At 31.0% G+C, this 25,316-nt stretch carries 32 protein-coding genes and 1 tRNA gene; 10 read left to right on the forward strand and 23 right to left on the reverse strand.

The window, feature by feature from the left end:
• Positions 1–14: 14 nt before the first annotated feature.
• The 11 genes from FUA22_RS02155 to FUA22_RS02205 all read right to left on the reverse strand — a co-directional run bounded on the left by FUA22_RS02155 (position 15) and on the right by FUA22_RS02205 (position 9,538).
• The gene (locus FUA22_RS02155; protein ID WP_147766131.1) at positions 15–770 is read right to left on the reverse strand and encodes a DUF6090 family protein; all 756 of its coding nucleotides are present in this window, start codon (positions 768–770) and stop codon (positions 15–17) included.
• Complete coding sequence (locus FUA22_RS02160) at positions 767–1,510, reverse strand: DUF6090 family protein (protein ID WP_147766133.1); 744 nt, start codon at positions 1,508–1,510, stop codon at positions 767–769. Before FUA22_RS02160 ends, FUA22_RS02155 begins: the two co-directional genes overlap by 4 nt.
• 1 nt (position 1,511) lies before the next feature.
• Positions 1,512–2,294: a DUF6090 family protein gene (locus tag FUA22_RS02165; RefSeq protein ID WP_147766135.1), complete on the reverse strand. Its 783-nt coding sequence runs from the start codon at positions 2,292–2,294 to the stop codon at positions 1,512–1,514.
• A 2-nt stretch (positions 2,295–2,296) separates the two neighbouring features.
• The gene (locus tag FUA22_RS02170; RefSeq protein WP_147766137.1) at positions 2,297–3,052 is read right to left on the reverse strand and encodes a DUF6090 family protein; all 756 of its coding nucleotides are present in this window, start codon (positions 3,050–3,052) and stop codon (positions 2,297–2,299) included.
• Positions 3,052–3,786, reverse strand: a complete 735-nt coding sequence (locus FUA22_RS02175) for a DUF6090 family protein (RefSeq protein WP_147766139.1) — start codon at positions 3,784–3,786, stop codon at positions 3,052–3,054. Before FUA22_RS02175 ends, FUA22_RS02170 begins: the two co-directional genes overlap by 1 nt.
• 122 nt (positions 3,787–3,908) lie before the next feature.
• On the reverse strand, positions 3,909–4,661 hold the full coding sequence (locus FUA22_RS02180; protein WP_147766141.1) for a DUF6090 family protein: 753 nt from the start codon (positions 4,659–4,661) through the stop codon (positions 3,909–3,911).
• Positions 4,662–4,663: 2 nt separating this feature from the next.
• Positions 4,664–5,401, reverse strand: a complete 738-nt coding sequence (locus FUA22_RS02185) for a hypothetical protein (RefSeq protein WP_147766143.1) — start codon at positions 5,399–5,401, stop codon at positions 4,664–4,666.
• A gap of 112 nt (positions 5,402–5,513) precedes the next feature.
• Positions 5,514–6,242, reverse strand: a complete 729-nt coding sequence (locus FUA22_RS02190; RefSeq protein ID WP_147766145.1) for a DUF6090 family protein — start codon at positions 6,240–6,242, stop codon at positions 5,514–5,516.
• Positions 6,243–6,252: 10 nt separating this feature from the next.
• Positions 6,253–7,044, reverse strand: coding sequence for a hypothetical protein (locus tag FUA22_RS02195; RefSeq protein WP_147766147.1), 792 nt, complete (start codon positions 7,042–7,044; stop codon positions 6,253–6,255).
• A complete protein-coding gene (locus FUA22_RS02200) occupies positions 7,041–7,829 on the reverse strand; it encodes a DUF6090 family protein (protein WP_147766149.1) in 789 nt (262 codons plus the stop codon). Before FUA22_RS02200 ends, FUA22_RS02195 begins: the two co-directional genes overlap by 4 nt.
• Positions 7,830–7,831: 2 nt before the next feature.
• Complete coding sequence (locus tag FUA22_RS02205) at positions 7,832–9,538, reverse strand: potassium channel family protein (protein ID WP_147766152.1); 1,707 nt, start codon at positions 9,536–9,538, stop codon at positions 7,832–7,834.
• A gap of 153 nt (positions 9,539–9,691) precedes the next feature.
• Between FUA22_RS02205 and FUA22_RS02210 the strand changes: the two genes are divergently transcribed.
• Entirely contained in the window at positions 9,692–10,570 is an 879-nt protein-coding gene (locus tag FUA22_RS02210; RefSeq protein WP_147766154.1) for a DUF4846 domain-containing protein, read from the forward strand.
• On the opposite strand, the gene FUA22_RS02215 is transcribed toward FUA22_RS02210, so the two are convergent.
• The 5 genes from FUA22_RS02215 to FUA22_RS02235 all read right to left on the reverse strand — a co-directional run bounded on the left by FUA22_RS02215 (position 10,565) and on the right by FUA22_RS02235 (position 13,158).
• A complete protein-coding gene (locus FUA22_RS02215; protein WP_147766156.1) occupies positions 10,565–11,077 on the reverse strand; it encodes a hypothetical protein in 513 nt (170 codons plus the stop codon). The genes FUA22_RS02210 and FUA22_RS02215 overlap by 6 nt on opposite strands.
• Before the next feature lie 36 nt (positions 11,078–11,113).
• A complete protein-coding gene (locus tag FUA22_RS02220) occupies positions 11,114–11,353 on the reverse strand; it encodes a DUF6090 family protein (RefSeq protein WP_147766158.1) in 240 nt (79 codons plus the stop codon).
• 71 nt (positions 11,354–11,424) lie between these two features.
• Positions 11,425–11,940 (reverse strand): hypothetical protein, encoded by a 516-nt coding sequence (locus FUA22_RS02225; RefSeq protein ID WP_147766160.1) that lies wholly within the window; start codon positions 11,938–11,940, stop codon positions 11,425–11,427.
• Positions 11,904–12,164, reverse strand: coding sequence for a DUF6090 family protein (locus FUA22_RS02230; protein WP_147766163.1), 261 nt, complete (start codon positions 12,162–12,164; stop codon positions 11,904–11,906). The genes FUA22_RS02225 and FUA22_RS02230 overlap by 37 nt, the downstream gene beginning before the upstream one ends.
• 1 nt (position 12,165) lies before the next feature.
• Positions 12,166–13,158 carry a TolB-like translocation protein gene (locus FUA22_RS02235; RefSeq protein ID WP_147766165.1) on the reverse strand — a complete coding sequence of 331 codons (993 nt, stop codon included), beginning with the start codon at positions 13,156–13,158 and terminating at the stop codon, positions 12,166–12,168.
• Positions 13,159–13,267: 109 nt separating this feature from the next.
• Here FUA22_RS02235 and FUA22_RS02240 point away from each other — a divergent pair, with 109 nt between their 5' ends.
• Together FUA22_RS02240 and FUA22_RS02245 are read left to right on the forward strand one after the other, a co-directional pair.
• On the forward strand, positions 13,268–13,645 hold the full coding sequence (locus FUA22_RS02240; RefSeq protein ID WP_147766167.1) for a Na(+)-translocating NADH-quinone reductase subunit F: 378 nt from the start codon (positions 13,268–13,270) through the stop codon (positions 13,643–13,645).
• Between the two features lies 1 nt (position 13,646).
• A complete protein-coding gene (locus FUA22_RS02245; protein ID WP_147766169.1) occupies positions 13,647–14,627 on the forward strand; it encodes an FAD:protein FMN transferase in 981 nt (326 codons plus the stop codon).
• A 2-nt stretch (positions 14,628–14,629) separates the two neighbouring features.
• On the opposite strand, the gene FUA22_RS02250 is transcribed toward FUA22_RS02245, so the two are convergent.
• The 3 genes from FUA22_RS02250 to map are packed head-to-tail and all read right to left on the reverse strand — an operon-like array spanning position 14,630 to position 16,605.
• Entirely contained in the window at positions 14,630–14,998 is a 369-nt protein-coding gene (locus tag FUA22_RS02250) for a DUF423 domain-containing protein (RefSeq protein WP_147766171.1), read from the reverse strand.
• A 12-nt stretch (positions 14,999–15,010) separates the two neighbouring features.
• Positions 15,011–15,781 carry a class I SAM-dependent methyltransferase gene (locus FUA22_RS02255; protein WP_147766174.1) on the reverse strand — a complete coding sequence of 257 codons (771 nt, stop codon included), beginning with the start codon at positions 15,779–15,781 and terminating at the stop codon, positions 15,011–15,013.
• A 5-nt stretch (positions 15,782–15,786) separates the two neighbouring features.
• Complete coding sequence (gene map, locus FUA22_RS02260) at positions 15,787–16,605, reverse strand: type I methionyl aminopeptidase (protein WP_147766176.1); 819 nt, start codon at positions 16,603–16,605, stop codon at positions 15,787–15,789.
• 125 nt (positions 16,606–16,730) lie between these two features.
• Between map and FUA22_RS02265 the strand changes: the two genes are divergently transcribed.
• Positions 16,731–17,996, forward strand: a complete 1,266-nt coding sequence (locus FUA22_RS02265) for an acetyl-CoA hydrolase/transferase family protein (RefSeq protein WP_147766178.1) — start codon at positions 16,731–16,733, stop codon at positions 17,994–17,996.
• A 2-nt stretch (positions 17,997–17,998) separates the two neighbouring features.
• Here FUA22_RS02265 and FUA22_RS02270 read toward each other — a convergent pair whose 3' ends face one another.
• On the reverse strand, positions 17,999–18,403 hold the full coding sequence (locus tag FUA22_RS02270) for a BT0820 family HAD-type phosphatase (RefSeq protein ID WP_147766180.1): 405 nt from the start codon (positions 18,401–18,403) through the stop codon (positions 17,999–18,001).
• Between the two features lie 112 nt (positions 18,404–18,515).
• Positions 18,516–20,033 carry a 2,3-bisphosphoglycerate-independent phosphoglycerate mutase gene (gene gpmI, locus FUA22_RS02275; protein WP_147766182.1) on the reverse strand — a complete coding sequence of 506 codons (1,518 nt, stop codon included), beginning with the start codon at positions 20,031–20,033 and terminating at the stop codon, positions 18,516–18,518.
• Positions 20,034–20,286: 253 nt separating this feature from the next.
• On the opposite strand from gpmI, the gene FUA22_RS02280 reads away from it, so the two are divergent.
• Entirely contained in the window at positions 20,287–20,688 is a 402-nt protein-coding gene (locus FUA22_RS02280) for an ankyrin repeat domain-containing protein (protein ID WP_147766185.1), read from the forward strand.
• Positions 20,689–20,759: 71 nt separating this feature from the next.
• Here FUA22_RS02280 and FUA22_RS02285 read toward each other — a convergent pair whose 3' ends face one another.
• Entirely contained in the window at positions 20,760–21,527 is a 768-nt protein-coding gene (locus FUA22_RS02285) for a M48 family metalloprotease (protein ID WP_147766187.1), read from the reverse strand.
• Positions 21,528–21,658: 131 nt separating this feature from the next.
• Here FUA22_RS02285 and FUA22_RS02290 point away from each other — a divergent pair, with 131 nt between their 5' ends.
• Both FUA22_RS02290 and FUA22_RS02295 read left to right on the forward strand, forming a co-directional pair.
• Complete coding sequence (locus FUA22_RS02290; RefSeq protein WP_147766189.1) at positions 21,659–22,084, forward strand: GNAT family N-acetyltransferase; 426 nt, start codon at positions 21,659–21,661, stop codon at positions 22,082–22,084.
• 49 nt (positions 22,085–22,133) lie between these two features.
• Positions 22,134–22,206: transfer RNA gene (locus FUA22_RS02295), tRNA-Gly, on the forward strand.
• Positions 22,207–22,239: 33 nt separating this feature from the next.
• Here FUA22_RS02295 and pepE read toward each other — a convergent pair.
• Positions 22,240–22,947: a dipeptidase PepE gene (pepE, locus tag FUA22_RS02300; protein ID WP_147766192.1), complete on the reverse strand. Its 708-nt coding sequence runs from the start codon at positions 22,945–22,947 to the stop codon at positions 22,240–22,242.
• Positions 22,948–23,082: 135 nt separating this feature from the next.
• Here pepE and FUA22_RS02305 point away from each other — a divergent pair, with 135 nt between their 5' ends.
• The 3 genes from FUA22_RS02305 to FUA22_RS02315 are packed head-to-tail and all read left to right on the forward strand — an operon-like array spanning position 23,083 to position 25,233.
• Positions 23,083–23,889 carry a hypothetical protein gene (locus FUA22_RS02305; protein ID WP_147766194.1) on the forward strand — a complete coding sequence of 269 codons (807 nt, stop codon included), beginning with the start codon at positions 23,083–23,085 and terminating at the stop codon, positions 23,887–23,889.
• A complete protein-coding gene (locus FUA22_RS02310; RefSeq protein WP_241664735.1) occupies positions 23,873–24,673 on the forward strand; it encodes a carboxypeptidase-like regulatory domain-containing protein in 801 nt (266 codons plus the stop codon). The genes FUA22_RS02305 and FUA22_RS02310 overlap by 17 nt, the downstream gene beginning before the upstream one ends.
• A 56-nt stretch (positions 24,674–24,729) precedes the next feature.
• Positions 24,730–25,233 (forward strand): DUF6702 family protein, encoded by a 504-nt coding sequence (locus FUA22_RS02315; RefSeq protein ID WP_147766196.1) that lies wholly within the window; start codon positions 24,730–24,732, stop codon positions 25,231–25,233.
• Positions 25,234–25,316 lie beyond the last annotated feature (83 nt).

Here is a 25,316-nt window from a genome sequence, read left to right on the forward strand (position 1 = left end):
AGTTACAAAATAATTTAATCATCGGTGTTCTTGTTTAACTCATCCTTTAACATGCCAATAACTTTTCTGGTGGCTTCCATATTATCATTAACCAATGTGCTAATCATTTTTCTGTGCATAGTTGTTGATTTAATCATAGGAAGATAGGTGCCATCCTTTTGCAGCTCATCATAATTATTAGGACGTATTGGAATAAGAAATGGGTCATCCGCATTGAATTTATCCGTTTCATAACTGAAGTGCTGGTCAATTTTAATTTGTCGGTCTGATTGAAAAGACTCAAAATATTCCATTTGTTCTAACAAACGTTTGTGCTTTAGCTCAAATAAATCCACAATGGTTTTCCTTAAGGTGTCTGAGCTTATAATTTCATAACCAACGTTTTTTAGGCTTTCATAGCCGGCATATGAAAGTGAAAGGTTTGTTCCTGGTATTCTAGCATTTTGATAATGATAATTCATAGTATCAATATAAGGCATACCTTTTTCGAGTGATTTAATAACAATGTCACTAGAGGTATTCCAACGAATTCTTAGTAAAGAATCTGTAATCATACTTTTATAATTGTTTTCCATAGAACTCAATAATTCGGTGAGCACTTTTCTTTCTTGCTTACGTTCCTTTTTAAATTCATTCCAATTATTAATCTGTAAAGCGATCAAAATACCTATAACCACAAGCAAGATTTCACCAACAGCATATTTTAGGTATTTAGTTGTGTTACCTTCTGATAAAAGCTTTTTGCGAATATTTCTAAAGAATTTAATCATTGTGTCAATTCTGAATTAATTAAAAGAATAAGCTGGTTGGTGGTTTTCATGATTTTCGAATATTCGGTAATTAATGATTCACTGTTAAATGAGGAAAGAATAAATCCATTTTTATATGCAATATTATTCAATAGCATATTTGCTTGAATGGCGTCTAGTTTAATTCTTTCATTTTCTAAACCTTTTAATGATGTTTCTAAATCTATGGTGGTGAAGAAGGGGTCATATAAGTATCTTTCAAAATCTTGTTGCATTTCATTTTCTATAAAGGCAATCTTTTTAAAACTGGTTTGCATATTCTGAATGCCATCTTTAATAGATTTATTTGAAATTATGGATAGATTCCCTGAATTTAATAATTCTTGATAGGTATTATTATGTTGCTCGAACGGATACCAGATCATTACATTTAAACCTTGTCTATTAAATGCAACTACATCTAATGCTTTAGTTTTATTAAAGAACTCTAATATGCTGTCACTAGATTTAATAGACTTTTCTCTATCTGCAATAAAAACCTTGAGTGAAGTAAGATTTAAGATTAAATCGGCTTTAATATTTTCTAGATAGATATGTTCAATGTTTTTCGTTTTTCTACTTTCATTCCAATTATTTATTTGAAGAGCTATCAAAATACCAAAAACCACCAGTACAATTTCACCAATAGCATATTTGAGGTATTTACCAGTATTTCCTTCGGCTAAAAGTTTTTTACGGATGTTTCTAAAGAATTTAATCATTCTACCCTGTTTTAGTCTTTAATTCATCTTTAATAATTTGAATTATATTTTCAACGGAAATTTTTAATTTGTCGTAATTCATTAATACCACTTTTTTTGAAGCCAATATATCTCCAAGGTCTCCTTGAACACCATCTATTTTTTTGAATTTTAAAATGTAGTTTTCCAAATCTAAAATACTATCTGTGGGTTTCAAAATTTGAGTTGGACGCAAATTATCCATTATTCTATTCCTCAATTTAGGGCTCAATAAATCATTTATTCTATCCTTGTATCTCAAATGAGTTAAACTCCATTCGTCATTCAATTGTTGAAGACCTGAGATGCTAGAATAACAATTTGCTACATTTTGAGAGATTTTATTATTGGAAATCAACTCTAGATTCCCTGTTGACTTAAGTTCACTCCAAGTATTATTGGCAAATGTTAATTGTGCTAAAAAATAAGCGTGTTCTAAGGCATAAGGCCATAAAATTAGTTCGTCATTTTGCAATGGATCATCAAAGCTTTTAAGTAGAAGTTTTACATTGTCTAATTGAAATTGACTGAAAGAAATTTGATAATTTAACTGTTCTTGGTTTTTAATGAAATCTTCTTGAAGTCTATGCAAATAATGAATTTCTGTTTTACGGTCTTTACGTTCTTCATTCCAATTATTAATTTGTAGCGCAATAAGAATTCCAATTACCACAAGTACTATCTCACCTATAGCATATTTAAGATAATGCCCTGTTTTACCTTCACCCAATAGTTGTTTGCGAATATTTCTAAAAAATTTAATCATAACTATTCAAACCGTTTTAATTCGGAATTAATTAAATCAATAATCTCGTCTTGTACTTGATAAAGTTCTTCAGCATGTCCTAATGCATCACTAGTGTTAAGTCTTTTTAAGTTAACTAAAGTTTCAAACTCCATGCTTTGTAGAACTTTTTTTTGTTCTAAAGGAAATGAACTCCTTTTGGCAGCAGTTAAATCACCAGTTCTCATATTAATTAAAGGATATTTATCAATAATATGAGCGGTAAAATGGTTCGATAACAAGTTTTTTAAATGGTCTAGAATATTGCCGTAAGTTTTTTCTAAACTTGTAATACTTGATAATTTAAAACTTAAGTTATCATTTTTTATAATGCCAATTTTTCCCGAAGAAAGAGAGGAATTAAAAACACCTTTTTGTGGGCTATAGTATGGTGTCCATGATAAAGCACTTATATAATTTTCAAAGCTTTCAACTTCAATTGGTTGTTGATCTGGACCGAAGTATTCTGAAAATTCCACCATATGGCGGTTTATATGTTCATGAAATTTCATCATTTCCTGAAGACGCTCATGATTGCCAATAATTTCACTTTTTAAATTAATGAGTAGGTGTTTTTCTTCTTTAGCCTCTATTCTGTTATTGTTCCAATTATTAATCTGAAGAGCAATCAATATTCCTATAACTACGAGTACTATTTCACCAATAGCATACTTGAGGTATTTACCAGTGTGGCCTTCACTTAATAGTTTTTTACGGATGTTTCTGAAGAATTTAATCATTATAATACCTTAAGCTTATTGATTAATGAAATAGTTTGTTCTTTAATTGCATTATAGCTTTCTATAAACTTATCTGTAATATAATTTTTGAACATAACCATATTAGTTAATAAATTAACAAATTCATGTTCGTCAGACACTTCTTTTCTAACCAGATTAGTGTAATTATCTTTGGGCTGGATTCCCATTTCATAGGGATACTTATTGTTATAAGTATTTCTCATTTCAAAATATAAGTCTCGATCATCATTATTAAGTTTAAAATTTTCTAAAAAATTATAATGCTTAATTATTTCCTCTTTAATGTCTTTGTGGAAAAGTTCAATATTACCTGTGGACTGTAAAGAATTAAATGTAACGATATTAAACTCTGTAATGATTCCCCAGAAATGGGGGACGAAATCATAGAATGCAAGCTGTTTTAGGGAGTCTATGTTTGTTTGAGGAGCAAAGAGGTTATTAACTTGAGATTTGTTTTTTGATTGAAAACTTTTGAGGATTTCAATACTTTGATTCAATTTTAAAGTGTCTTTTGCTAAATCTTGAATTAATGAATGTGTCAATTCTATCTTCTTTTTGTGCTCTTTTCGATTTTCATTCCAATTATTTATTTGAAGAGCTATCAAAATACCAAAAACCACCAGTACAATTTCACCAATAGCATACTTGAGGTATTTACCAGTATTGCCCTCTGCTAAAAGCTTTTTACGGATGTTTCTAAAGAATTTAATCATAACTTATATGTGTTTTGTCTTTTCGAAATGAATAATATTGTTTCTAATAAGAAATCTCATTATGCGATGTCTCAACTTCGCTCGACATGACATTGGGTGTTCTCAATAGAATTTCATCATACTTACTCAAATCGTTTTAATTCTGAATTAATTAGGTTTAAAATATTTTCTTGTGCTTCAGATAGGTTCTGTGAGGACTTAATTGCTTCACTTGATGTTAAGCGCTTAATGTCTACAATACCTTCTGCTTTGCGGTTTTGAAGTATGCTTTTCTGATCAATCTTAAATAGGCTTGTACGCGAAGCGGATGAACTTCCGGTATTCATGTTAATATAAGAATAATGGTCTGAAAAAATTTCGAACTGCTGTTCGCTATTTAAATTCAATAGTTCTATAATTCTATAATATTCGCTCTCTATATTGGTAATAGATGATAAGGCAATAACCAATGTACTATTTTTTAGTAAAGATAATTTGCCAGATGAAATAACCGAGTTTATAACACCTTTTTGGCCATGATAACTGGGTGTCCATCCTAAGGCAGAGATATATTGATTAAACTTCGTCGCATCAATAGGGTCTTGTTCCGGACCAAAAAAAGCTGAAAATTCTTTAGCGCTATTATACATCATATCATGATGTCTCATCATTACCTTTAAAAGGTTTTGGTTACCCTCAAACTCATTTTTTAAATTAATAATAATTTTTTGCTCTTCCTTAAGGTCTAAGCGGGTATTATTCCATGTGTTTACTTGTAAGGCAAGTAAAATACCAATCATTACCAAAATAATCTCACCAATAGCATACTTGAAGTATTTACCAGTGTTGCCTTCGGCTAAAAGCTTTTTGCGAATGTTTTTAAAGAATTTAATCATGGTTATGTTTCTGTATTTAGTTTGTAAAGTAGTGCTTTGGTCTCAATTTGAATTTTCTCTAGCGTGTTTAAAGTGTAGCCCTCAACAAAATATTTTAGTTTGAAGACTTTGTAAAGAAATCCTCCAAACTCTGCAAAATCAACTTCGCTCCAAATGATTTTTGAAAGTTTGTCATTATATTGGTTGTTCAGGTGATCCATTTGGACAAACTTGGTGTTGTTGAGAACAAATAGATCAACGTAGTTTCTAATATCCTCTTTTGATGATGTATAATAGTTCTCTTGAAGTTCGTTTAATTTAATTAAATCTTTTTGAAGCCAATCTTCTAGTTCAGTTATTTTACCTGTAGATTTTAAACTATTTACAGTGTTTTTGTTGAATGCTATATTCCCAAAAATAGTTGGATTATAAACTTTGAAGATGTTTTTTAGGGTGTCAACATTAATTTCAGGATTAGACATGCGTTTAAAATATACGCCCAACTTAGTTGTGTCGGTAACCAAGTTATTTATGGTTTTATTCAAGGTGAGGGTGTCTTTTGCAAGATCAGAAATAAGGGCTATTTTATATTTTTTTATTTCATTTTTAAGAGTATGGTCTTCATTCCAGTTATTTATTTGGAGCGCTATTAAAATACCAACAACAACAAGAAAAATTTCACCAATTGCATATTTTAGGTACTTGCCAGTATTGCCTTCAGCTAAAAGCTTTTGCCGTATGTTTCTAAAGAATTTAATCATAACTTAAATGTATTTTGTCATTTCGAAATGAGAAACATTGTTTCGATTGAGAAATCTCATTGTGAGATGTCTCGACTGCGCTCGACACGACATTAGGTGTTTTTTAAAAAAATCAATCTTTTTCTAATTCATGCTTTAAGGTGGCTAGTACATGTTCTGATTTTGTCAAAGCTTCCATTTGGTTATTAAACCAATCTCTTTGTAATATTTTTTTTATTGAAAGTAATGTTAGTAGTTTTTGGCTATTGATTAAGTTTTGCAACTTTTTGTTTTTGGTCGCAATATCTGATTCTGATTCCAAATCGTCCAAAGACACTTCTTCTTGAATCATAAAATCTGTTGCCTTTGAATTCCAAAATTCATCCAGATAAAACTCTTGTTTTTCAATTAAGTTATAACTTATTCGGAGCTTTCGAAACTTACCCATGTATAAACTGTTTGATATAATTTCACCTTTATCAGTTTCTAAAATATCATTTAAAATAGGACTATTTATTGTTGCTGGGAAGTAAGACATTAGACTTTTAAACATTTCTGAATCCAAATTATGCCTAATCGCTGGGTTTTTTATATAGGTGCTAAGAGAATTTAAATAATTGGTGTTAATACTGATGCCATTCTTAAGTTGTTTTAGATTATCTTCTAGTTCTTTAGTTACTGAAACTAATATATAGTGCTCTTTTTTGAGCAGCCTTTGATTTTCATTCCAGTTATTTATTTGAAGTGCAATTAAAATACCAATAACCACCAATATTATTTCGCCAATGGCATATTTAAAATATTTAACTGTTTTGCCTTCTTTTAAAAGTTTTTTACGGATGTTTCTGAAGAATTTAATCATAATTTTTTGGCTAATTTTCTATAGCCACTTTTCTGGTTTTTAACTCTTTATCTATTAATTTAAGAATGATTTCAGCTTTGTTTCTCATATAATTGGTATATGAATTTAAGCGGTATAGTTCTGACAGTGAGTTACTTAAAGTGTTAAAAAACACAATATCTTGAATTAGAGAAGCCCTAGAATTCTTATTTTTATCTTCTGAGTTTTTTGATAAACTTGTACCCGGCCACATGTCAAATTCACGCCTTTTTTGTTTTACAATAGGTTGGTAAATATGCTTTTTTAAATATTCTTTTTGCTCTTGAGATGCTTTAAGAACACGTTGTTCATTAAGAGATATCATTGTGATGTCCTTTGTCCACTTAATGAGTAAGGTTTTGAGTGAGTCGTTTTTAATTTTATCAATGTAACCTGTATTCATTAAACTTTTAAGCGCTGTGTTGGTGGGGTTCAAATAGCCATTAGGTAAATAGGGTAATTGCCTTTTTACTTTTTCCTCTGGTGGTATAGTGTCATTGTCTAAAACAGTCAAATAAGTTCTATATTCGTCTTCTCTTTTAAGTCTTGTCTTTGCAAGCCTGTTAATATTCATTATATTTTTTTCGAATTCTTTCCTTAAATTGAGGAGAGCAGTGTTTTCAATTTGCCGGTCTTTTTTTTCATCGTTCCATTGGTTTACTTGTAATGCTAATAAAATACCTATCATTACCAGAAGAATCTCTCCAATGGCGTATAGCAAGTATTTGCTAAAACTGTTTTCAGCAAGGAGTTTTTGACGTATTTTTCTAAAGAATTTAATCATTCAATACTTGTTTTTTTAAGTTCACTGTTTAAAATTTTCACAATGTTGTTCGCCTTTTTTGATAGGCTGTTAGAAAAGCGAAGAGAAACTCTTCTGCTATCAGCTATATCGACTAAATCACCATCTATTCCTTCAATCTTCTTTAATTTATTCAAATATGGAAAATAGTTTGGGATAGAATCAAGAGGCTCCTTAATATTCGAAAGGCTTAATTTTTTTTTAATAGTAAATCTTAAATCAGGCGGAAGTAGGTCATTTATTTTATCTCTATGCTTTATGCTATAACTGTTCCATTCATCTTCATATAATTTATCAAAGATGTCAACAGAAGAGTAAAACTTGCTAATGGTATTTATTAATTCTTTGTTTTCAATTATTTCCATTTTCCCAGTCGATTTTAGCTCATTCCAAACGTTCTTATGGTAGTTAGCATGCGGGAGGTAATATGAATGCTCAACAGCAAAAAACCAAATTTCTATTTCACTACTATCTAAGGGTTGTTTTAGGCTTTTAAGAAGTAATTGTATATTTTTGCTTTGGAATTCTCCAAATATTCTGAGGAATTCTGACTCTTTAATATTGTTTTGAAACTCTATTAAAAGCTGATTTAAATAATACTTTTCTAAATCCCTGTCTTTCCTATTTTCATTCCAGTTATTTATTTGTAAAGCAATCAAAATACCAATTACAACTAAAACTATTTCACCAATGGCATAAACCATATATTTACTAATCCTGTTTTCAGCAAGCAGCTTTTGACGTATTTTTCTAAAGAATTTAATCATAACTAATTCAGCAATTGAGAGATTAATGAGACAGAAAAAATAGTAAGCATAAACCAACCAATAAAGCCTTGTATAATGGCCAAATAACGAGGTAACCCTTTTATTGGTATTTCGCCAAAACCTAAGGTGGTAAATGTGTTTATAGAGAGCATTAATGCATTTAGTATTTTGATAATAATATCATAAATGGCAGCTATAACAAAAGCACAAATTAAAACGGTAGATTTCCAAATGCGATTTTTTTGAGGTACTTCTTGCCAGGTGCCTTTCATAATATCTACGCGTTTTAATATAGAAGCAGAAATTTTAGTACCAGAAATAGCCCATTTATATAAAGGGAGTGCTGTGGCTTCAAAGAATTTTGGGACTGTTTTTTGAGAACTTTCAACCAATTCTTTGTATTCATCATAAGCCATTATATCTTCTTTTTTATCATCAAGATATACTTCATGAATACCTGCCTTTCTGTTCATATATTTCAAGAAAAAGGTATAGCGGTTTATTATACGATTTTTACCATGTTTGTCCCAGGTATTTGGAAAGAAAAGATATATAAGTGCAAAAAGCAGAATAACATATATAGAGAATATAATGGCCTTTGTTGGTTTAGTTCCATAATCACTAAATATCTCCATAAACCTATTAAGTTGATAAACTGTATAGTTGGAAAAGGTTCTATTATTTTTTAAAATGTATTTTGAATATGCGGTTTGCTTTTTTCGCATTTCAACATAGCAGGCATTATAACTTTCAGATTCTGACCGCGTTTTATATACCGAAAGTAATTTAGCATAAGATGCAATTAATCGATCATAATCTTCCCTGTTTTTAAAATCATTTTCTTTGTTCGCTAAATAGTCATTTTCTAAATCTCGGTAACTAAGCGCAACTTTATTACTAATCTGGTTAAATGGAATATAAGTATTTGCAGGTGGCAATGAACTTCCATCAATATTAAATAAATTTAATTTACTTGAAATAATTTCAGAAGCGTTATTAATTTGATTGTTCTTGAATACAAAATTTGCATTGAAAATAGAATTATAAACCTTTAAAGAATTAAACTCACTATTTGGCCCAAAAAGGACATTTTGATTAAAAACACTTTCAGAAAATTCAATGTTAGGAACACCATCTGCACTTGATAATTGAAACGTACCATTAAAAGTGCATCTTATAAAATTTAAATCTAATGGTTCATCAGGATTATTTAACTGAAACATGTTATTGAATTCGCAATCTAAATAGCTTAAATAAAAACGAGTGTGTATAACACGTACTTGATGCAATTTATCAAAAACACAGTTTTTATAAGCCAATCGATGATTTCTTAGATTGTAAACTAAAAACTCGTTCTTAAAATGTATGTTTTTAAGTGTTACATGCTCATATAGATAATTGTTTTTATGAAACTGGACTTCAGATACTACAACTCTTTTATTTATTGTTTTCCTTGTTGTAGAATCGGTAATAGAATCTAGAACTGAATCATCATTTACAGCAATGAAATCTTTGTCTTTTTCATAATCAAAATATATTTTTATTCTACTTTGACGATAAACAGAATCTGGCCAATTATTTATTTCTTCAATCCAATCTGTTAATGATGGAATAATACGAAAATCATCATTTTGACCAAAGCCAAGGCTAAAAGCAAATAGAAAAAACAGATAAATAAGTTTTTTAGGGTTTCTAAAAAATGCAATCATATTCTAACTTAAATAGCAAGTAGGCTAGCGCAGGATAGGTTGGGTTGGTTAATAATCTGTATAAACACCAATTAAAATGTTACAGATGCGTTTTAAATGTACATATTTTTTATTGTAAATACGAAAAGGCTTACTTCTTTCGTTTTTCTTTATATGCGAAAATTAATTTTAACTCTATCTATTTTAGCCTTAGTGGTATTTGCCGCACTTCAAATTAAACCTGTAAAACGAACAGCTAATGCTATTATCACTACTGTAAAACCAATTGATTTATTAAATAAAAACGGCTTAACTATTAAGAGTAGGGTGGAAGTTCCTGAAGGGTACAAACGTATCGAATACCTTAAAGGATCATTTCAAGAGTACTTACGCAACTACAAACTAAAAGCTTTTGGTTCTAAAATTATTAATTATGATGGCTCTGAATATTACTGGCAAATGGGACATATTGGTATTCTGGATATTCCTGTTCCTAAAAACGGATTGCAACAATGTGCTGATGCCTTAATAAGAGTTAGAAGTGAATATTTATGGGATAATAACCGTAAAAATGAAATAGGTTTCAATTTTACTAGTGGGCATTATAGCTCATGGAAATATTATGCTGATGGTTATAGGCCAAAAATAAATGGCAATAAAGTAAACTTTCATATAACGGCTGTTAAAGACCATTCTAAATCTAATTTTTATAAGTATTTAAATTTGATTTACACCTATTCTGGAACCTTATCCCTTTATAATGAATTACCCAAAATCAATAATGTTAATAGTTTAAAAATAGGCGATATGCTAATAATTGGTGGAACACCCGGACATATTGTGATGATTTGCGATGAGGTGGTAAATGCAAATGGGGACAAGTTGTATTTATTATTTCAAGGAAATACCCCGGCACAAAGTGTACATCTGGTTAAGAATTTGGAAGACAACACAATCTCACCCTGGTATCAATTAAAAAAAGATGCCGTTATTCCAGTATCTAATTACACGTTTTATAATTCTAAGTTTGTTAGGTTTAAGGAGAAGTTATAGTAACTCAATTTCATCTTTAAGAGCAGTGATTAAATCGTTGTTTTTTTCTTTAAGTTTTGGGATGCCTTTTAGCTGCCATTCAGCTTCTCTAATCATTCGTTTAAACAAGTTAATTCTTATAGTATTATATTTTAATAAGCTTAAAGGTTCTTCAAGCTTATAAGTTTCTGAGTTGAGTAAACCCTCTCTTCCAAGTGATATTTGCCATTTTTCTCCCAAATCTATAACAATATCTTTGTAATAATTATCCCATTCCTTGTAGTAGCTAATTAGTTCCTGTTTAATAGTTCTGTTAATTAAAGAATATTGCCCAGTATTTTTAAGTTCATCTAAGGTCATTTTATTAGCCTTCCTTACTCTTACTCGATGAGACCATATAAATGCTAGTTGAATGAATTCTTTATTGTACGTTTCTGGAATTGGTTGTTCCCATAGTGAGTTTGTTATGTCATACGGGGGGATATAGGTTTGATCTGCTCTAGGGTCGTAGAGAGCGTTTCCAGACATTTTTAAAAGGTATTGCATGGAATGATACCTGAAACTTTACGTGTTTTCTACCCAATCCAAAGTTTTTAGGTCTGATTGCAAATCATATATAATATTAGACAAAGCAATTTTAAGTGCTTCGTTTTGTTTTCTGTTCTCATTCCAGTTGTTAATTTGAAGCGTTATCAGGATTCCTATAACAACCAAAACAATTTCACCAAAAGCATAAATTAAGTATTTGGTAATTCTGTTTTCTTGTAATAAACTTTGACGTATTCTTCTAAAGAATTTAATCATGGTTAGTTATTTTGATATTATCCTAAATTCTTTGTCATAAAGTGAATAATGGTGTATACAGCTATTCAATATCATTTAAGTTCTTTGTTTATTAGTTCCGTAAGTTCATCTATATTAAATAAAACGGTTTCAAAGCTCCTCAGGCTATTATTTTCTGCCAATTCCTTTCTTTTATATGCTGCTTCTAAAGCTAAAATAATTTCGATTAATCTATTTTCCTCCGATACATATTCTGCCAATTTAGGTTGATTTGTAATCCTATTAAGAAGTGAGGAGCCTCCAAATAATCTTGAGGCATAATTGGTTAACTCCAAACCATTGGCATTATTGGTTTTTGAAGCAAGATTCGTTTCAATTTGAAACTTTTTATGACGAATTAATTTATCTCTTATATGGGATGGTATTATTTTAATGTCCCCTGTACTTTGTAGTGTTGCGATTGTATTGGATTCAAATGAAATACCACGGAATGACCAATCTAAATCACCTAAGCCTTCTCTAATTTGTGAAAGCGGCAAATTTGTTTGCTTAAAAAGATCTTTATATTTTTCTAACCTAACCCTGTTGGAGTCATATACTTTTTGCATTTTTTAATGTGATTTTTGTCCTCTTCAAAATCTTGCAATAACTGTTTATAATACACTTGTTTTATTTTTTTCGTATTTCTTTCTTCATTCAAATTATTTATTTGAAGCGCAATCAAAATCCCTATCACTACCAAAACAATTTCACCAATAGCGTATTTAAGATACTTTGAAGTTTTACCTTCATAAAGTAATTTTTCACGAATGTTTCTAAAGAATTTAATCATATTATTCAAGTATATCTTTTGCGGTAATTCTGTAAATACTACTTAACCCATTTCCAGGCTGTTCTGCAAGTGAGATAAATTCCTCAACCGATTTAATAGTGTCAGGGTAATGAGTTCTTAAACTAGAAAAGTATAACGTGCCTGTTTGGGCATAATAAAATGGACAAAAGTCTAGTTTGTCAGAGTTTATGGGTTCTCCAAAGTTTTTAGCAGGATTCCAATGGCCTTTAGAGTTTTTTGTGCTGTAATAAAGATCACCACCACCCAAACCATCAGGTCTTCCATAGGAGCTATAAATAATTAAATTTTCATCTGGATTTACAAAAGCATTAAATTCATAGGATTTTGAGTTTATAGTAGAGTCTAACACCTTCGGATTTTGATAGGTCTCATTTTTAAACTCGCTAACATAGATGTCTTCTAATCCTAAACCTTCTGGTCTAGAAGCTGTAAAGTATATATTGCCAGAATTCGTAACCGAAGGAAAATATTCTTGCCCCTTTGAATTAATTGTTGAATCTAATGCAATAGGATCTTGCCATACATTATTTTCCTTTTTACTTACCCAAATATTATAATCGGTTCTTGTAGAATCTCCGTAAATGGGTCTAGTAGACGCAAAGAATAAATATGAGCCATATGGTGAAAAGGAAGGTTCAATGTCTTGATAACTACCGCAAAAGGGTAGCATGGTTTTCTTGCTCCATATACCATTTTCTCTTATCATACTAACTAATACTCGTTTCGTCTCTTTTTGATCTCCCAAGGTGTAAATAACCTCATTTTTATCAGGAGATAAGGCAAAATCTCGTTGGGTTAAATGCGATGAAATTTCATTTGGGAATAGAACCTCTAATGAATCTGGAGAAATTTCAAAATCTATTGAACTTTTTTGGCTTTCTTGTTTTTTACAGCTACAAGCAAGAAGGATAATTAGAATAAGGGTAGTTAATTGAAGATACACCCTTTTGAGTCTTTTAAAAAACAAAGTCATTGATTAGTTGGATTGATTAATGATTTGGTAACTATTTATTTTTAAAATGGTTGCCAATAGTTAAAGTTAAGCAATTTTTTATGATGTATTTAAGTGTTATTTTTGCAGCATGAGTAAAGCACTTTCAGAGCAGGAATTACATAATTTAGCCATGAACCATGTTGGCAAAGATTTAGAAAAACGTGGTTTTGAATTTATAGCAGTAAATAGTCAGCTTAAAAAACATCCGCAGTTTGTATGTATAGACAAAAATAAACAGTACTATTTTGTGATTGTCAAAGCCGTAGTATTGCCAGATAATCCTAATAATTATGATATAGTTTGGATGGAGACATTTAAAAAGCATGCCAGAGAAAAAGATGCCAAGGTGCTATATGCGGGTGTGGGATTAGGAAACCCCAATGGTGAACAACTTCCAATTTATTTAGATAAGGATTATCTTTTAGAATATAATGGCATACAGGTTGTTGAAACTAATTTGAATTAGAATGAAGAATACTTTTTTTTACTGTTTTTTTTCGCTTTTACTTGTTGGATGCAGTAATGATATCAAAAATACCAAGCTTTCCGGTGTTGTTTTTGGAACGTCATATTCCGCTATTTATGATTCTGAGGTAGATTATCAAAAACAATTTGATAGTTTGTTTTATGTGCTAAATAAATCATTGTCTACTTATCAGGTGAATTCAGATATTTCAAAGTTAAACAGAAATGAATATGTAGAAATCGATGAACATTTTAAAAAAGTTTACCTTAAGTCTAAAGAGATATTTGAGGTTACTGATGGTGCTTTTGATCCTACAATAGGTAATGTTGTAAACGCATGGAGTTTTGGGGCAGATGAAGCAATCAAGGAGTTAGATAGCTTGAAAATTGAAAGTTTAATGCAATTTGTTGGATTTAGTAAAACGCATTTAAGCAATGGAAAAGTTATAAAAGAACACTCAAATATTTATTTGGAGTTTAATGCAATAGCTAAAGGATATGGGGTAGATGTTATTGGTGAATTTTTAGAAGAAAAAGGAATTAATAATTATTTGGTTGAGATTGGTGGTGAAATTAGAGTAAAAGGGAAGAATAAAGAAAAGAAAGCACCATGGAAAGTAGGTGTTGAAAAACCACATTTTGATGATAAGCAATCTATTTTAAAAGCTATTATATTGAAAGATGCCGCTATGGCAACCTCTGGAACATACCGAAAGTTTAAGGTGGATGAAAACGGTAACAGCTATTCACATATTATTGATACTAGTACCGGATATTCTAGTAAAACCAATTTATTAAGTGTTTCTGTTATAGCTGATAACTGTATGACTGCCGATGCCTATGCCACTGCTTTTAAAGCTATGGGAATTGATAAGGTGAAAGCTTTTTTAAAGCAACACCAAGAACTAAAAGTATTTTTGATTTTTGAAAATGAAAAGAAAGAATTTGAAACCCTTTCTTTAAACAGATTTCCTGAGGAATAATTCTAAATTGAATTGATAATAATTAAAACCCAGCCTACTATTAATAGTAAACCACCTATAGGTGTAATAGGACCTAAAAAACGTATTTTCTTTCCCTTAGCATCACTCAAAACTAATCCGTAAATGCTAAACGAGAATAATAAAATGCCTATACTAAAACACCAATAAATTGACTGTGAAGTATATTCCGAATTAAAACCCAGTACTAGCAAAACAATGGCGTGATACATTTGATATTTCACCCCCGTTTCAAAACTTTTTAATTGTTCATTTGAAAGTGTTTTCTTTAGGGCATGTGCTCCAAATGCACCAAAAATTACAGATAACATTCCAAATATGGCTCCTGTTATAATTATAATGTTTTGTGACATGATTTATTAACGTTATTTACGAACAACAGGAATAATCTCTCCTTTAGCTAAACAATACCTTTCAATCTCTTCTTCTGAAAAGTTAGTTGTATAATTAACTTCTTCAACATTAAACCCAATGTTTCTTAGTTTATCAAAATAATCACGCCCATAAACGCGAACATGATCGTATTGTCCAAAGATTTTAGCACGTTCCTTTTTGTCAGTAATAGAATCATCCTCAAAAGTTGTTTTTCTTGACAAATCTTGAGGAATTTGAAAAATTCCCATACCATCAGTTTTCATCACCCTGTACAATTCTTTCATGGCTTTAGTGTCATTTGGAATATGCTCTAAAACATGATTGCATAAAATGATGTCGAATGAATCATTATCAAACGGTAGGTTACAAATATCTGCTTTTACATCAGCCAAAGGAGAATATAAATCTGTCGTTATATAATCTAAATGTTGAAGCTTTCTAAATCGCTTATAAAAAGCTTGTTCTGGAGCAAAATGAAGCACCTTAAAAGTTGAACTTGTTGAAAACAAATCTGTTTCATTTTTTAGATATAACCACAATAATCGATGTCTTTCCAAAGAAAGGGTAGAGGGCGATAGTACGTTATTACGCTGTGTACCGTAGCCATACGGTAAAAATGATTTAAAACTTTTACCATCAATTGGGTCGGTGAATTTATTTCCTTTTAGAAAGAATGCTAAAATTGGTCTAACCACATAGCTTAACCTAATAAGTAAAGGCCTTGGGATGATGTTTAGAACAATCTTGAAAAGTTTTTTCATTGTATTTAAAGCACAAGAGCTTCTTGACGAAATTCTGCTTCCTCATTACTTTCAATTCCCAATGCTTCGTATATATAGGCAAAGGTTGAAAGCAATTCTGGTTTACCATTTACCAATGCCACGTCGTGTTCAAAGTGAGCACTCGGTTTTTTATCTAAAGTCGTAATGGTCCAACCATCTCTATGTTGTTTAATTTTATGAGTTCCCATATTAATCATAGGTTCAATAGCAACTACCATACCCTCCACAAACTTTTTGCCTTTACCCCGTCTTCCGTAGTTGGGCATCTCTGGGTCTTCATGCATTTTTTTTCCTAATCCATGACCAACCAATTCTCTTACAACACCATAACCATGAGCTTCACAATAATGCTGAATGGCATAGCCAACATCTCCTACCCGGTTGTTTGCTTTAAACTCTCTTATACCAACATAAAGAGATTCTTTAGTAATTTGAAGTAATTTTTCTATTTCAGAATCTATATTTCCAATGGCAAAAGTATAAGCATGATCTCCATAAAAACCATTTTTTAAGGCACCACAATCAATAGATATAATATCACCTTCTTCTAATGGTGTTCCATTAGGAATACCATGAACCACTTGTTCATTAGGGCTCATACAAAGAGTGTTAGGAAAATCATATAAACCTAAAAATCCAGGTTCTGCACCATGATCTCGTATATGTTCTTCGGCAATTTTGTCTAATTGTAAGGTGGTAACCCCTGGTTTAATTTCTTTTGCAAGAACACCTAAGGTTTTAGATACAATTAGAGCACTTTCGCGCATTAATTCAATTTCTTCTCTCGTTTTTACTACTACCATGCTTCAAAAAAATAATGGCAAAGATACTTAAAATTCATAACTGTTACTTTATTATTGGTTATATGACTTTTTTCATTTTTTTTCATTTTTAATGTGATTATCTTTCTCTATTAAACCCAAATATTATGTATAGAGTTGTAAATGTTCATGAGGCAGTTGAGGTTATTAAAAGTAACGACAGAGTGTATGTTCAGGCTGCCGCTGCGGCCCCTCAATTACTAATCAATGCTATGACTAATAGACATGATGAATTGAGAAATGTTGAAGTATGTCATTTGCATGTTGAAGGAGAAGCGCCTTATGCCAATCCAGATTATAGAGATAGTTTTCATGTAAATTCATTTTTTATTGGGAAGAATGTACGTCATACATTATCTGAAGGTAATGGCTCCTACACGCCAGTTTTTTTAAGTGAATTACCGTTGTTGTTTAAAAGAAATATTTTACCGTTGGATGTGGCACTTATTCATGTTTCTGTACCAGATAAACATGGGTATTGCTCATTAGGTGTTTCGGTCGAGGCTTCCTTAGCGGCTATAGACAATGCTAAAATTGTAATTGCCCAAGTAAATAAACAAATGCCTAGAACCCATGGTGATGGTATTATTCATTGTAGTGAAATAGATTTGTTTGTTGAATGTGATGAACCAATTCCTATTCATGAAGCTATAACTCCTACAGAAACAGAGACAAAAATAGGAAGCTATGTTGCTAATTTGATAGAAGACAATAGTACCTTGCAGATGGGCATAGGTAGTATTCCAAATGCTGTTTTATCTTGCCTTACAAACCACAAAGGATTGGGATTACATACTGAAATGTTTTCTGATGGCGTTATTGATTTAATTTTAAATGATGTTATAAATGGTAACCATAAATACATTAGTCCAGGTAGAGCCTTAACTACGTTTCTTATTGGGTCTAAGCGCTTATATGATTATGTGGATGATAACCCTTTTGTTGAAATGCGTGCATGTGATTTTGTGAACGATGTTTATATTATAAAACAAAACCCAAAAATGGTGGCAATAAATTCTGCTATTGAAGTTGATGTTACCGGACAAGTATGTGCAGACTCTATTGGGTCTAAAATGTTTTCAGGTGTAGGCGGACAAATGGATTATATAAGGGGAGCATCTTTAAGTGAAGGAGGAAAAGCCATTATTGCATTACCTTCAATAACTAGGAAAGGGATTAGTAGAATAGTACCTTGCTTAAAACCTGGGGCTGGAGTTGTAACCACACGTGCTCATGTACACTATATTGTTACAGAATATGGAGTGGCTAATCTATATGGAAAAACAATTAAAGAACGGGTTAAAGCACTAGTAAATATTGCACATCCTGATCATAGAGAATCTATAGATAAGGCATATTTTGAATTAATATAGAATTATTTAAAAAGTCCGAAAAAACCTTTTTTCTTTTCAATTTTAGGAGGAGCAGTATTAGTTAATTCTTGGTAGATTTCACCCCAGCCAGGGAATCCTCCAAAGTTTCTATCATCAATAAATATGTCTGCATTAATTTTTCTACTAGCATCATTTTTGAATTGTTCCTCAGGGAAACTGCTGTTTATTGCGTAAAAATGAATACCGTTTTCTTTACAAAAAGCAACAGCCTCATGAAGTTTTAAACCATGTCTGTATGTCCATAAAATTAACCTATGGCCTTCATCTTGTAATTTTTTTAATGTTTCGAAGGCAAATAATTGTGGCTTCCCAATTTTAGGGTAAGCATCTTCAACTATAGTACCATCAAAATCTACAGCAATAATTAAGTGTTGGTCAAATTTCATTTAGATAGTGGACTTGAATCTATACAAAAGTACATTATTTTTCTGATGCTATATTAAAACAAAAACCCTACTTATAAAGTAGGGGTCTTAATAGTTTATATTTAACAAGTCTTTATACCAGTGAATGACGTGTCATAGCTTCAGGTTGTTCAACACCCATAAGATCTAAAATGGTTGGAGCCATATCTCCTAATATTCCATCTTTAATTTCGGTTAAATTATTGTCAATCAAGATAACCGGAACAGGATTAGTTGTATGTGCTGTGTGTGGAGACCCATCTGGGTTAACCATAGTTTCACAGTTTCCATGATCGGCAATTAACAAAGTAGAATAATTATTTTCTAAAGCTGTAGAGATGACGTCTTTCACACATTCGTCAACAGCTTCACAAGCTTTAATTGCAGCTTCCATAACACCTGTATGACCCACCATATCTCCGTTTGCGAAGTTTAAGCATACAAAATCAACTTCACCTTTTTCTAATTCAGGAACTAAAGCATCTCTTAATTCATAAGCACTCATTTCTGGCTTCAAGTCGTAGGTTGCTACTTTTGGAGAATTTCTTAAAATACGCTGTTCACCATCGAAAGGTTTTTCACGTCCACCAGAAAAGAAGAAAGTAACATGAGGGTATTTCTCAGTTTCAGCAATTCTAATTTGTTTTTTATTGTTCTTTTCTAAAACTTCACCAAGCGTTTCGGTTAAGTTTTCTTTATTGAAAATGACGTTGACATTATCATAGGTGTCATCATAGTTTGTAAGTGTGACATAATGTAAGTCTAGTTTCTTCATGTCAAACTCAGGGAAATCTTTTTGAGATAAGGTTTCTGTTAACTCTCTCCCTCGGTCTGTTCTAAAATTGAAAAATATTATAACGTCACCTTCTTTTACTTTTCCAACAGGTTCATTATTTTCATCAACCTGAATAATAGGATTTATAAACTCATCTGTAACATTGGCATCATAACTATTTTGAATAGATTCTGCCATGTTCGTAGATTTTTCACCTGCTCCATTAACAATAGCTTCATAAGCTAATTTTACACGTTCCCAACGCTTATCTCTATCCATGGCATAATAACGCCCAGTAACAGAAGCCAGTTTACCATTGGTTTTTTCTAAATGGGTTTCTAAATCTGTTACAAATCCTAATCCAGATTTTGGGTCAACATCTCTACCATCAGTAAATCCGTGAACATATGTGTTTGTTAAACCAAATTCATTGGCAGCATCTAACAAACCAAATAGATGATTAATATGTGAGTGTACACCACCGTTACTTAATAAACCTAAAAAATGAACATCTTTATTGTTTTCTTTAGCATAGTTAAAAGCTTCAACTAATACTTTTTCGTTATTAAGCGTTTTATTTTCAACCGCTAAATTAACTTTTACCAAATCTTGATATACAATTCTTCCAGCACCAAGATTCATGTGTCCAACTTCACTATTTCCCATTTGTCCTTCAGGTAATCCAACATGAAGACCATCAGTTCTTAAAGTGGCATATGGGTATTTTGTATAAAGAGAATCTATAAAAGGAGTATTGGCATGATCTATAGCAGAAACTTTAGGATCAGGAGAATTTCCCCATCCATCAAGAATCATTAAAATAACTTTTTTATTCATTTTTTTGTTAAATTTTAAAACAAGGCAAAGATACAGAAGTTTGTTAAAAGGAAACCTATAAAAACCTCTGAAATACCTTATTTTTTAAGGCTTTTTCGAATATTTATAAAAGAAAACGTTTTCGTTAATACTTTGTGAAATAAAAGTTAAAAAAGTGTTATTTGTGAATTTTGGTGTAACAGATTGAAAAAAATATCGTCTCTTTAGTATATCAAAAAACAAATCATTTTAATCAAACTTAAAATCTTTCATCATGAAAAAAACAATCATTACCACAGCACTTGCTTTGTGCGTTGCCGTTTTTTCGGTTAATGCTACTCCAGCCACTTCAACTATTGAAAATAGTACATCAGAGTATTTCTTTAAAGTAAATTCATTTTGTGTTTCTATTGCCAAAGGCGATTTTGATACTGTTCAAAAATTAATTGAAAGAGGAGCAGATGTTAACGAGAGGTCAAACGGAATGACACCAGCAATGTACGCTGCAAAGTTTAATCGTACGGAAATTTTGAATCTTTTAATTTCAAAAGGAGCTAATTTAAAGTTAAGATGTTCTAATAAAAGTTACACTGCAGCAAAATATGCTGAGTTACATGGAGCAGACGACGCTGCAACGATTATTAAAGAGACATTAAAAAAGAAAAAGAAAAAGTAATTATAACGTTAAAATAATTATTTTGAGTTAGTCACTCAAAAAAGCCTTTCATTTTGAAAGGCTTTTTTTTGTTATTGATTTTTATGTTTTCTAATGGCTTCTTTAATTTTTTCTATTCTATTATCTGGGTCAGGATGTGTACTTTGAAATTCTGGAACTCTATTTGGTCCAGCGGCGGCTTTCAAAATTTCCATAACACCTATCATTTCTTCTGGGTTGTATCCAGCTTTTATCATAAAAAGAACACCAAGATCATCGCTTTCTAATTCATCATCTCTACCATTTGTTAAAAGTTTTTGTTGACCAATACCTCCAACTAAACCACCCATGTCTGCACCAACAGAACCTGCAGTAACCAGACCTTGCCAGTATTCGCTTTCCGCAATTCGTTCAGCACTATGCCTTCCTAAAACGTGTCCTATTTCATGCCCTAAAACACCTGCTAACTGATCTTCATTCTCTAACTTCGAAAACAAGGCTTGAGTAATAAATATTTGCCCTCCTGGAAGTGCAAATGCATTTATGGTTTTTTCGTCAGCAAGTAGGTGAAACTCGTAATTATACGGTGTTTTTTTTGCAATACTACTGTTTACTAGTTTATTGCCAACATTATCAACTAATGCTTGATACTGAGTATTTGGGTGTAATCCTCCATGTTGTTGCGCCATTTGCGGAGCGCTCTGTAATCCAATAGCAATTTCTTTATCAGGAGTCATAGAAATTGTTTGTGTTCTTCCTGTGTATGGATTTACTTCTTGTTGACTACATCTTTTTAAAATAAAAAAAACAGCAATGGCAGCACCTATTAATAACCTGACTTTAAGATTTCTTCCTCTCATAATTTTAAAACTAGTGTACTAAATTTACAAAATATACTTAATCATTATATTAAATCTTATTGAAAGTATTAATTAGACACCTATTTTAACAAAAGTCACTTACTTTTGTTATACACCTAAATTTGATTTGTATGTCTTTTGAATTTAAAATATTAGAGAAGGAAAAAATTAGTTTAGTAGTTCCTCTGGTACATAAACTTAATGAAGGGAGAATTACTAAAAATGTTTTGAGTAAACGTTTCTCAGAAATGATTATACAAAATTATGAATGCGCTGTAATATATGATAATGATAAGTTGATAGGTGTTAGTGGCTTATGGTTTTGTACAAGACATTATTCTGGTAAAAGTGTAGAACCAGATCATGTTTACATAGATGAAGCCTATAGGGGGCAAGGACTGGGCAGACAGTTTTTTGATTGGATTTATAATTATTCTAAACAAAAAGGTTACGAAGCAATCGAACTAAACACCTATGTAAGTAACTATCAGTCTCATAAGTTTTACTTCAATGAAGACTTTAAAATACTAGGGTATCATTTTTTAAAAAAGTTGTAATTTTTTCTTGCTTTTCAGTTATTAGATTGCATATATTTGCAACCGTAATGCGGGAGTAGCTCAGTTGGTAGAGCGTCAGCCTTCCAAGCTGAATGTCGCCAGTTCGAACCTGGTCTCCCGCTCAAAAGACTTCATCCAAAAGATGAGGTCTTTTTTTATTTTAAACCATTTAGTTCGGTTCCAGATTCAACTTCATAAGGTGCTTTTTCTACTTCAAATACTCTGGCAGATAATTTACCTTTCAATAAGATAGAATCATTTTTAACATGTAACCAGCTGCCTTCTCTTAAACCAATAACTGGTTGCGTGTTGAAATTATGAAACTCCTTTATTCTGGTTTCACGGGTTTCACCCATATGTTTACTATTTATATCAGGATCTAAATAATGAGGATTAATATTAAAGGGCACTAATTTTAAAGCATCAAAGCTTGGAGGGTAAATAATGGGCATGTCATTTGTGGTTCTAATAGTTAACCCACAAATGTTACTTCCTGCGCTAGTTCCTAAATAGTGAGTGCCATTGTTTACTACTTCTCTTAATACCTCAACTAAATTATTTTTATAAAGCATATTGATTAAAATAAATGTGTTGCCACCTCCAGTAAAAATGCCTTTAGCATTTCTTATAGCCTCGATAGGATTTTCAAATGTATGGATACCTTTTACTCGAACATTTATTTTAGAAAAAGCTTTTTGAGCCGTTTTTGTATAATCGTCATAAAAAATTCCTCCAGGTCTTGCATATGGAATAAATAAAATTTCTTCAGTATCTTTAAAAAAAGTTGCTAAATCGTCTAGAATATATTCTAGATAACTACTTCCATGAATGGTTGAGGTACTGGCAATGAGTATGTTTTTCATAGGTTTTAATTTAGACCACTAAGAATTACTTTGTGAGTAAAATTAGCCAAATGAATGTTTTAACAAAAGTTTAGAATGGTTTTTCCTTTTATTTAAGATTAGAAAACCGTAATTTATAGTTCAAACCAACTTTAAATGAAAAAAATAGTTCTTTTATTCGGCATTTTATTTGTGGTTTTCAATTTGGAAGCGCAAACAATTGAAAGGGTAAGGGTTCAAGGTAAAATTTATGCCACTTCTAATGATGTTGAAAGTGTTACCATTTTTAATACTTCGTCTAACGAAGGAACTATAACAGACGAAAAAGGAGAATTTACTTTGGAGGTAGCTCTTAATGATATTATCAATATATCTGCCCTCCAATTTATGGCTATTTTTATAACGGTTAATGAAGATGTAGTAAGATCAAAGAAATTCAAAATTCATTTGGTTGAACAAATTCATAAGTTAGATGCTGTTTTGCTGTCTTCAGGGCTTACAGGGAATATAATCACAGATGTGGCTAATGTAAAGTATTTAAAGCCTACGATTTTAAATATGGGGAGCATGAATGTGGATTTTGAATATTATGACGAAAAGGCATTTGATGAAAAAGTTGTTCAGGGTGATTTAAAATCTAGAATAAGTAAAGGTGAATTATATAACGGTTTCGATTTAAAAAAAATCTCTAAACTTGTTTTTGGTGATAAGAACAAGAAATACAAAAGGCCTGATTTTTTTTCAATTGAAAAACCAGTTGAACTTGTAGATATTTATTCTTCTGAATATATAAGTGAAATGTTTCAAATTCCTTTAGACCTTGTAGATGCTTTTATCGCGTATGTTGACACACAAGATTTAGATAAAGAACTTCTTAAAAAAGGAAATGAGATTAAATGTTTACAATTTCTATATGAAAAAAGTGAGGAGTTTTTAAAAGAACAGCATGATAAGAAGGAATAGTTATCTACTCATATTTTTTCTTCTCTTTACAAATATCAATTTTTCTCAGTCTGTAGAAATTTTAGGTAGAGTGATTAGTAAAACAGACGTAGAGAACATCCATGTTATTAATAAAACAGCAAAATCTTTCACTGTTACTAATAGAGAAGGCGCTTTTAGAATAACTGCTAAAGTTAATGATACACTTCAGTTCTCATCTATTCAGCAAGGTGTCAAAAATGTCATAATTTCGAAAGATATAATTACTTCAAGAACTATGTTATTACAACTAGATGAACAAGTGAATGAGTTAGAAGAAGTTATTGTTGGTAAAGTGCTTTCGGGGAATTTAATTTCTGATATTAAAAATGCTGATGATGATAGGCCAATTAATTTTTATGATGTTGGAATTCCTGGTTATAAAGGTAAAATAGCTACGCAAAGTGAAAGACGATTAAGTGAGGCAGGTGAATTTAAGCCACTAATGTTTTTAGGCTTGTTAACAGGAGGTCTTCCTCTAAACCCTATTTTGAATGGCATTTCAGGAAGAACCAAAATGCTTAAAGAACGGGTTGAATTAGAGCATAGGCAAGAATTATTAAGAAAAATTAAATCTGATTTATCAGATGATTTTTTTGGAGTTAATGACCTAGAGGAGGGCTTAAGAACGGATTTTTTCTATTTCTGCGCAGAAGCTCCTGATTTTAAGGAACGTTGCAGCGGAATGTCAGATTTAGAAATATTCGAATTTTTAAAAGAAAAACTTCAAAAATACAAGAAAAACCTTCAATTATCTAATGATTAATCATTTGGAATGCTTTTTGAAATCTCAAATATATTTACTTTAGCAAAAAAATGTAAATGAAGTTTATTAAACCACTATTCTTATTTTTAATAATTCCGTTGATTTCATTTACTGGGATTCATAAATACTACATCAGCGTTACTCAAATTGAGTATATTCAAGAAAAACAATCGGTTCAAATAATTACTAGAATTTTTGTTGATGATTTTGAAAATTTACTTAGAGAGCGTTATGATGAGTCTATTACTCTAGATGATAAAAATGAATCTCGTACAACAGAAATGTATATTGAGAGATATCTCAGTGATAAAATAAAAGTTAAGATTAACGGTGTAGAATCAGAACTTGTCTTCATAGGAAAAGAGTATGATTTAGATGTAGTTAGGTGTTACTTAGAAATTGAAGATGTAGAAATTATAGAATCATTTGAAATTACTAATAAGGTTTTGTTTGACATGTTTGATGACCAACAAAACATTGTTAAAACCAAAATAAATTCTAAACAAAAAAGCTTTATCCTAGTCTCTCAAAAAGATAAGGCGATGTTAAATTTTAATTAAAAATAAGATAAACCTATCTAAATTGGTTATTTTCGTTCGTTTTTTGGGATAATTAGTCATAAATTATTTCAATTAGAAATCTT

This window comes from Seonamhaeicola maritimus, assembly GCF_008056315.1.
Lineage (GTDB): Bacteria > Bacteroidota > Bacteroidia > Flavobacteriales > Flavobacteriaceae > Seonamhaeicola > Seonamhaeicola maritimus.